The organism is Stenotrophomonas sp. PS02297, from assembly GCF_029959705.1.
GTDB classification, from domain to species: domain Bacteria; phylum Pseudomonadota; class Gammaproteobacteria; order Xanthomonadales; family Xanthomonadaceae; genus Stenotrophomonas; species Stenotrophomonas nitritireducens.
Window position 1 is genome coordinate 1 of record NZ_JASCOS010000136.1, and the last position, 8765, is coordinate 8765.

At 70.2% G+C, this 8765-nt stretch carries 6 protein-coding genes and 2 tRNA genes; 3 read left to right on the forward strand and 5 right to left on the reverse strand.

All coding sequences use genetic code 11. The features are described from left to right. The first annotated feature begins 261 nt into the window (after positions 1-261). Together rnd and QMX80_RS17015 are read left to right on the forward strand one after the other, a co-directional pair. Positions 262-1356 carry a ribonuclease D gene (gene rnd / locus QMX80_RS17010; protein WP_282278351.1) on the forward strand — a complete coding sequence of 365 codons (1095 nt, stop codon included), beginning with the start codon at positions 262-264 and terminating at the stop codon, positions 1354-1356. Between the two features lie 80 nt (positions 1357-1436). After that, a tRNA-Ala gene (locus tag QMX80_RS17015) sits at positions 1437-1512 on the forward strand. A gap of 74 nt (positions 1513-1586) precedes the next feature. Here the strand turns inward: QMX80_RS17015 and QMX80_RS17020 are convergent. Further along, positions 1587-3143 (reverse strand): sensor domain-containing diguanylate cyclase, encoded by a 1557-nt coding sequence (locus QMX80_RS17020; protein WP_282278353.1) that lies wholly within the window; start codon positions 3141-3143, stop codon positions 1587-1589. Positions 3144-3290: 147 nt separating this feature from the next. After that, a tRNA-Phe gene (locus QMX80_RS17025) sits at positions 3291-3366 on the reverse strand. A 345-nt stretch (positions 3367-3711) separates the two neighbouring features. On the opposite strand from QMX80_RS17025, the gene QMX80_RS17030 reads away from it, so the two are divergent. Continuing rightward, on the forward strand, positions 3712-4251 hold the full coding sequence (locus QMX80_RS17030; RefSeq protein WP_282278354.1) for a lipocalin family protein: 540 nt from the start codon (positions 3712-3714) through the stop codon (positions 4249-4251). A 262-nt stretch (positions 4252-4513) separates the two neighbouring features. Here the strand turns inward: QMX80_RS17030 and QMX80_RS17035 are convergent, their stop codons facing one another. The 3 genes from QMX80_RS17035 to QMX80_RS17045 all read right to left on the reverse strand — a co-directional run. Then, positions 4514-5947 carry an amidohydrolase gene (locus tag QMX80_RS17035; RefSeq protein ID WP_282278355.1) on the reverse strand — a complete coding sequence of 478 codons (1434 nt, stop codon included), beginning with the start codon at positions 5945-5947 and terminating at the stop codon, positions 4514-4516. Positions 5948-6101: 154 nt separating this feature from the next. Continuing rightward, complete coding sequence (locus tag QMX80_RS17040) at positions 6102-7922, reverse strand: amidohydrolase family protein (protein WP_282278356.1); 1821 nt, start codon at positions 7920-7922, stop codon at positions 6102-6104. 15 nt (positions 7923-7937) lie between these two features. Beyond that, positions 7938-8765: FecR domain-containing protein (locus QMX80_RS17045; protein ID WP_282278358.1), on the reverse strand; the 828-nt coding region annotated here is incomplete at its 5' end.

The following is an 8765-nucleotide window of genomic DNA, read 5'->3' on the forward strand; positions in this document are numbered from 1 at the left end:
GCCGCCGCGGGCGCGGCTACCGCGGGGGCCCCCGGCGCCGCGACCGGCGCCACCGGCTCGGCCTCGACCGGTTGCGGCGCGGCGGCCGCGGGCGGCTCCTGCCTGCAGGCGGCGCACGCCAGCGCTACGCAAAGGGCCACGCAGGCCAACGGGCCGGTTGTACGCAAACTTCCTCCCATACAGGCTCTGCGCGCTCGGGTGCGCTGCGACGTTAGGCTATTCTCGCCTGCCTGGGCAAACCCTGCAGTTGATGGAATACACGTGGCTCACTGGATCAAACACCCGGCGGAACTGGAAGAGCGTTACCGCCAGCGCCCCGACCGCATCGGGCTGGACACCGAATTCATCCGCGAACGCACCTACTGGCCGCAGCTGGCGCTGGTGCAGATGGCGGTGGGCGATGAAATCCTGCTGATCGACCCGCTGGTGCCGGGCATGGCCGACGCGCTGCGCCCGTGGCTGGAGGATGCCTCGATCCTCAAGGTCATGCACAGCGCCAGCGAGGACCTGGTCGCGTTCAAGTGCGCCTGCGGCGTCCTGCCGCGCCCGCTGTTCGATACCCAGATCGGCGCCGCGCTGGCCGGCATCGGCGGCGGCATGGGCTACCAGAAACTGGTCGCGCAGGTCACCGGCGTCGCCCTGCCCAAGGGCGAGACCCGTTCGGACTGGATGCGCCGGCCGTTGTCGGACGCGCAGCTCGACTATGCCGCCGACGATGTCGAGTACCTGTTCGCGCTGCACGATGCGATCGACGCGCGCCTGCGCGAACTCGGCCGCAGCGACTGGCTGCAGGACGACGCACAGCGCCTGCTGGCGTCCGTCGACCACGACGAGAGCGAGCGCTGGCCGCACCTGTCCATGCGCGCGGCGCAATTCCTGGAGCCGGAGGCGCAGCGCCGCCTGCTGCGCCTGCTGCGCTGGCGCGACCAGCAGGCCCGGCACAGCGACAAGCCGCGCAGCTGGATCCTGGACAACGAACTGGCCACGGTGCTGGCACGCACGCCGCCGGCCGACCATGACGGGCTGCTGCGGCTGTTCGAGCGTTTTCCCAAGGCGCCGCGCAAGCTGGCGCAGGCCGTATGGCAGGCCCTGCAGACGCCGCTGCCCGACGAGGACCAGGCGCCGCAGGCGCTGGCGGCCACCGACGGCAACAAGGCCGCGCTCAAGCGCCTGCAGGACGCCGTGGCCCGCCGCACGGCCGAACTCGGCCTGCCCGACGGCCTGCTCGCCTCGCGCCGGCACCTGGAGGCGCTGCTGGAAGGCGGCGATTGGCCGGCCGCGCTCGGCGGCTGGCGTCGCGACCAGCTGCAGGCCCTGTTGCTGCCCCTCTTGGCGGCGGCGCCGGCATCGCGTTAGAATTTGCGGGCCATGTGGAGCAGTCACACGGCTGGCGGGGTCCCACCCTCATCCAGCGCACTGCGATCACCGTGAAACATGGGGCCATAGCTCAGCTGGGAGAGCGCGTCGTTCGCAATGACGAGGTCGGGAGTTCGATCCTCCCTGGCTCCACCAAACAGAAAAACCCCGGGTATCCCCCGGGGTTTTTTCTTGCCCGCCGCTGGCGCGAACCGCCCGCGCCAACCTGCTCATGCCGGCGGCGCGCTGAACTCCACCCGGTTGCGCCCACCGCGCTTGGCCGCGTAGAGCATCTCATCGGCGCGCTTGAACACGGCGGCGACGTCCTGGCCGCTCTCCGGCCAGCCCGCTACGCCCAGCGATACCGTGACCTGCCCGACCGGCGCCATGCTGGCCCGCTCGACCTGCTGGCGCAGCCGCTCGGCCACCTGCGCGGCGCTGGCCACGGACGCGCCGGGCAACAGCAGCAGGAATTCCTCGCCGCCTACCCGGCACGGCGCATCGTCCACGCGCGAGACGTCCTGCATGTGCATGGCCAGCTGCTTGAGGACCAGGTCGCCGACATCATGGCCCCAGGTGTCGTTGACCTGCTTGAAATGGTCGATGTCCAGCGAGACGAGCGCGAACGGCATCGCCCGCTCCTGCAGCTCCTGCAACCTGGCCTGCAGGTGGCGGCGGTTGCCCAGCCCGGTCAGCGGATCGGTGTTCACGTCCTCGCGCAGCTTGGTGATGCTCTTCTGGAACAGGCCGATGCCCAGCAGCATCGCCTTCTTCAGTTCGCGCGACTCGAAATACCAGGAGCGGACCGAACGGATGTTCTGCGTGGTCTCTGGCTGGTCCATGGTGCGCGCGCCGTCGGCGAGCATGTGCAGCGGGCGGGCGATGACGCGCGCGCACCACCACAGCAGCAGCACCGTGACCGCGGCCAGCGGCAGCGTCTTGAAGAACACCGTGCGCATCAGCGAGGTCAGCGGCGCCAGGGTGACGTCGCGCGGGCGCTGGGCGATCACGCCCCAGCCGGTGGCGGCGACCGGCGCATAGCCGGCGAGCATCGGGATTCCCTTGCTGTTCACGACCGACGCCGTGCCGCTGCCGCCATGGGTCACCTCGTCGACGGCCCGGTTGCCGCGTATCACCTTGCCGATGCGGTTGCCGTCGGGGTGGTAGATGATCCGCCCTTCGCCATCGACCACGAACAGGTACGAACCATCGTGGTAGAAGTGCTGGCCCAGCAGCCGGTCGAGGATGTTTTCCTTCTGCAGGTGAATGGCGCCGCCGATCGCGCCGAGGAAACCACCCTGCGGGTCGCGGATCGGACTGACCATCAGCACGATGAAGTTGCCGGTCGCCGACAGATAGGGCTTGCTGATGAGCGGCCGGCGCGAGCGGATCGATTCCTTCACCGCGGCGCTGGCGAGGATCCTGCCCTGCAGCTGCAGTGTTTCCGGCGAGGTCGCCAGCACCTTGCCGGTGTCGTCGAAGATGACGATGGAATTGAAGCTCTTGCTCATCAGCCGCAGTCGCGCCGCTTCCGTGCCGAGCTTTTCGGCATCGTCCATCTGCCCGACCAGGAGCTGCGCGGTGTATTCCAGCTGCAGTTGCGCCGACTGGATGAAGTCGTCGGTGCTCTTGGCGAGCTTGGTCGCGTACGCCAGGTTGCCTTCCAGGGTGCTGTCCATCAGCTGCTGCCGCTGCACCTGATAGCTGGCGTGGAGCGTGTTGGCGAACGGCAGGAAGGCACCCAGCAGGGCCAGTGCCAATATCAGTTTGCGCAGGTCCACCGCCATCGTCGCCCTCCCGCGCTCGGTTGCATCCCGGACCGGAACCATGGCCTGCAGGCAATGGCCCGCCGCCATGTACCGGCACCATCGCACAACCGGCGGCCGCACGTGCAAAGAAAGAGGGCCTGCATTTCTGCAGGCCCTCTGGATTCGTGGTGGCCGGGGAGGGAATCGAACCCCCGACACGGGGATTTTCAATCCCCTGCTCTACCAACTGAGCTACCCGGCCACTTTGTTTTCGCGACGTTCCCGCCGGCGAGGACGCGCATGATACGGGGGTCTTTGGTTTTCGGCAAGCGCTATCCGGAAGTTTTTTCGCGATGCCCGCCAACGCCCGCTTCCGGCAGGCGGATGACGGCAACAAGGCAGTCGCCGCGGCGATCGCCGGCATCGCCCGTCGATGGCGCGGAGGATCGCCGACCGGGATCGCCGCAACAAAGGAACCGCCCGGAGCCGTTCCTGGCCCCGCGTGTCGATGGCCCGAAGAGGCCCCGCCAGGGATGCCGGCAACAAAACCTTTACTTCGCGGCACCCGGCTTTGCATAGCCTGCGTCCGATCCACGGAGGCCAGACCATGCGCCATCGCCTGCTCCTGTCGTTGCCACTGTCCCTGCTGTTCTGCTGCGCCGCACTGGCGGCGTCGCCGGTCCAATCGGTCGAACGCTTCGACCTGGACCGCTACGCCGGCCAGTGGCATGAGATCGCGCACCTGCCGGTGTCGTTCCAGAAGAACTGCGTGGCCGACATCACCGCCGGTTACCGGCTGCGCGCCGATGGCCGCATCAGCGTGCTCAACCGCTGCCGCACCGCCGACGGCGGCACGATCGAAGCCGAGGGCGTGGCGCGCCCAGTGGCCGGACACGCCGGACGCCTGCAGGTCCGCTTCGCGCCGGACTGGCTGTCGTGGCTGCCATGGGCATGGGCCGATTACTGGGTGATCGCGCTGGATCCGGACTACCAGTGGGCGATGATCGGCGAGCCGGGACGCAGGTACCTGTGGATCCTGTCGCGCACGCCGTCGATGGACGGCGCCCTGCTCGAACGGCTCAAGCGCCAGGCCACCGACATGGGCTACGACCTGGCGCCGCTGCGGGTCATGGCACCCATACAGTGATGCCGTCCAATGGCCGGCACCACCGGGATGCATGGGGACGAAAGCCCCCTGAAGTCAGGGGGCTTGCCGAAGGCGCGGGGTGTGGCCGGCGAAAGACGGGGACCACCGTTTGCAACGCAGACCGTGGGGCGACAGCGCGCAGCGATGGCGTGCCCCCCCTGAGTCAGGGGACGCGCCGAAGGCGCGGGGTGCGGCCGGCGAAAGACGGGGCCCACCGTTTACAACGCAGACCATGGGGCGGCAGCGCGCAGCGATGGCGTGTCTACCTGCGCCGGTAGTCCAGCGGCGGCGCTTCGCGCTGCAGCAACGGGACGTAGCGGAATTCCGCGCCGCGCCGACGCTCGAACTCGTCTTTCGCGGCACGCACGCTGTCCGGCGACTGGAACAACCGCACCGCGGCCAGCGCCATCGCCCTGGAGGCGTTCAATGCGCCCTTGGCGCCGATGCTTGCGCCCGAGGCCGCCACCGCCTGCCAACTATGCGCCGGCGTGCCGGGCACCCAGGTCGCGGTGCCCAGGCCGACGGTCGGTACGTTCCAGCTGACATCGCCCACATCGGTCGATGCGCTGCCGGCCAGGTCCGCGCGGTAGGGCTGCAACTGCATCGCCACGTCCAGCGGCGGCCGCTGCGCGAGGGTCTGCTGCAACTTCACTGCGAAGGCTTGCTCCGGCGCGTCGTATCTCACGCCGCCCACCTGTTCCAGCGCCGCCTGCATCACCTGCCCCAGCGTGTCGTTGGGCAGCAGCGAGAACACCCCGCCGGTCTGTTCGAATTCGACCGTGGTGCCGGTGCCCATCGCCGCGCCGTCGGCGGCCTTGCGCAGGCGCTCGAACACATCGCGCACCACCGCCGGATCGACATGGCGCACGTAGTAGTAGGCCTCGGCGAAATCCGGCACCACGTTGGGCGCGCTGCCGCCGTTGCTGATCACGTAATGGATGCGCGTGCCGTCGGGCACGTGCTCGCGCATCAGGTTGGCCATGTGGTTGAAGGCCTCCACCGCATCGAGCGCGGAACGGCCGCGGTCCGGTGCGATGGCCGCGTGCGCGGCGATGCCGTGGAAGCGGAACTTGCCGCTGATGTTGGCCAGGCTGGTGCCCTGCGCGGCCGAATTCTCCGCCGATGGATGCCAGTGCAGCACCACGTCCACGTCGTCGAACAACCCGGCCCGGGCCAGGTAGACCTTACCCGAGCCGCCCTCCTCGGCCGGCGTGCCGTACAGGCGCACCTCGCCCGGCGTACCGCTGGCCTTGAGCCATTGCGCGATGGCGCGTGCGGCGCCGACCGACGCCGCGCCGAACAGGTTGTGGCCACAGGCCTGCCCGGCATCCTGCCCTTCGATCGGCAGGCGCACCGGCTCGGCGGCCTGCGCCATGCCGGGCAATGCGTCCATCTCGGCCAGCAAGGCGATCACCGGGCCATCGCCACGCGTGCCGTAGGAGGCGACGAACGCGGTCGGCATGCCGGCCACGCCGGCCTCGATGCGGAAGCCGGCCTGGCGCAGCTCCTGTTGCAGCAACCGCGAGGACCGCACTTCCAGATAGCCCAGTTCAGGCTGCCGCCACAGCTGCCGGCCGACCTCGGCCTGGCGCGCGGCATAGGCATCGAGGTGGGCGAGCACGTCGCCCTCGCCCGCTTCCGTGCCGCCGGCCAGCGCCGCCAGCAGCCATGTAGCGGCAAGCAATCCATGTTTCATCGGCTGTCTCCGTTCCACCTGATCGAACCTTCCAGAAAACCCCGCAACCAGGCGAAGCCACTTTCCACTGCGGCCTCCGCAGGAGCGCATCGCCCTTCCCCCGACAGCCAGCGCCTGCGCAGGAACGGCATGCAGGCGCGACCGCAATCCGCCCTCAATAGAAGCCGACGTTGTCGATCTCGAACCACACCTTGCCGCCAGCCTCGCCGCCGGCGGAGAACACCAGTTGCTGGACGTCGTCGCCCTTCCATTCGGCCACCGGCCCCTTGGCCCGGTAGGGCGGCTGCCCCTGCAGCGCGGAGAACGGAATCTCCAGCGTGCGCCAGCCGGAACCTGCCTCCACCGGCGCGACGAAACGCCGGTCGCCCAATGCCCTGGCCTCCAGCCGCAGCGCCGGTGCAGCGCCGCGCACGTCGAAACGGATGCCGCGGTAGGCGCGCAGGTCCGCCGGCGCCACCGAACCGCGGCTCAGCGGCAGGATCGCGGCGGCGTAGGCATTGGGCTTGGTGGACAGGCGGGCCTGCACCGACAGTGCGTTGCCGCCGGTCTCGCGGGCCACGACCTCGCTCACCTGCACGGTACGGTCGTTGCCGCCGTCGGCCTCATCGATGCGCAGGGTGTCCAGCGCGGTGCGCCCGTCGGCGCGTTCGAAATCGTCGACCAGCGCCGCCACCGGCTGCGCCGGCAGCGCCAGCGCGCGGTTGCCGGCCGGCAGTACCGCGCCCTTGCCATGCACCTGGCGTCCGGCGACGTAGACGCGCTCGGTATTGCGGATATCGGCAATGCGCTCCCACGGCCGGCCCTTCACCAGCAGCAGGTCGGCGCGCTTGCCGACCTCGATGGTGCCGCGGTCGTCCACGCCCAGCGCGCGGGCGCTGTTGGCGGTACCGGCGAGCAGCGCCTCGGCGGGGGTCAGCCCCGCATCGACCAGCAGTTCGAACTCGCGCAGGGTCGAGGCGCCGTGCGGCGTACCGGTCATGCCCGCATCGGTACCGACCACCACCGGGATGCCGGCATCGTGCAGCGCCTTGACGTTGTGCAGGGCGTTGGCGAAGTTGCGTTCGCGCTGCTGCAGCACGTCGGTACGGGCGCCGCCCTTGCCGCTGCCGTCCACGCGCTCGGGCAGGTACACCGCCAGCGAGGGCGCGTAGGCGGTGCCGTGCTCGCGCATCAGCCGCACCAGTTCCTCGTCCACCGGCATGTCCTGCACGCTGTGCGCGATCACGTCCACGCCCGCGCGTGCGGCGACCTTGCCGCGCTTGACCATCACCGTGTGGGTGAACACCTTCAATCCGTGCCGGTGCGCCTCGTCCACCAGCGCGGCGAGGGTTTCCTCGTCCATGCTGCTGTTGTCGGCGGCATTGGAATAGCGCCAGCCATCGGTGAAGGCCTTGATGAAATCGGGCTTGTAGGCGGCGACGGCGCGCACGCCGGCGCGCGCGGCCTCGGGCGAGTTCACCCAGCGCGTGGTGTTCTCGTCGCCCCAGTCGGCGCCGTGGCCGAGCGGCGTGCTCATGCGCGCGGCGAACTTCACGTCCGGCGCGGCGATCCCGGCCAGCCACGCGCGGCGCGGCGCATAGGCCTCCGGCGGCTCGTGGAAATCGCTGACCGTGGTGACGCCGGCGGCCATGTAGAGGTTGGCGATCTGCGGCAGCTCGGCCGGGCGCGCGTTCGGCGTCCAGTGCGTGTGCAGGTCGAACAGGCCGGGCAGCAGCGCCTGCCCACGCGCGTCCACCACGCGCGCGCCCCTGGGCGCGGCGAGCGTTTCGCCGGCACCGGCGATCGCGGCGATCCTGCCGTCCTCCACCAGCACGCTGGCCGGGTAGGCGGGGCGGCCGGTGCCGTCGAACACCATCGCGCCGCGGATCAGCAGCGCGGTGTCGGCGGAAGTGGCGGCCACGCTGGCCTGTCCGGTGGACAGCAGCAGCGCGGTGAGCAATGCGAGCGCGCGGGCGCGCCGGGGGTTCCTGTTCATGTGTTCAATCCAGAGTCATTGCATGGAATGCGCCGCGTGCGGCGCGCTCTCCGGCGTGCGCAGGCGCACGACCTTGCCCTGCTGCTCCACCACCAGCCCCAGGCTCAGCGCGACGCTGCGGGCGAAGCCGAGCGGGTCGCTGGCCGAGTACAGGCCGACGATGCGGCGGCTGCCGACCACCGGATCGTCGATGACGATGCGGGTGTCGCTGTAGCGCAGGAACTGCGCCGCCGCCACCGAGAGCGTGTCGCCGTTGAAGGACAACATGCCCTCGCGCCAGGCCAGCTGCTGTTCGAGGTCCTCGTTGGGAACGGCCTCGATGCGGATGCCGTGGCTGCGGTTGGCCAGCGCGCGGTAGTTGGCCAGCAGCCGCGCCGGCGCCACCGCGCCCTGGGTATCGGCCACATCCACCACGCCCTCGCGCACCAGCACTTCGACGCCGCCGCTGCGGCGTTCGTTGAGGCTGACCGCGAAGCTGGTGCCCACCGCGGTCACGTCGGTCTCCTGTGCGCGCACCACGAACGGGCGGCCGGGATTCTTGGCCACGTCGAACAACGCCTCGCCCTGCAGCAGGGTGATGTTGCGGCGCGCATCGGTATAGCGCACGCGCACCTGCGAATCGGAATCCAGGGTGATCGCCGAGCCGTCCTGCAGCGGCACGCGCAGGATCTCGCCCTTGCGCGTGGCGTAGTACTCGGCATCGTCGTCCTGCCGGTGCACGCCGAGCGCCAGCAGGCTGAGCACCGCGGCCATCCCGGCCGCCCAGCGCAGCAGCCGCCGCGAGCGCCCGAAGCGCGGCCGCGCCGGAACGACGGCCGCGGCCGGCGCCGCGCCGCTGGACAG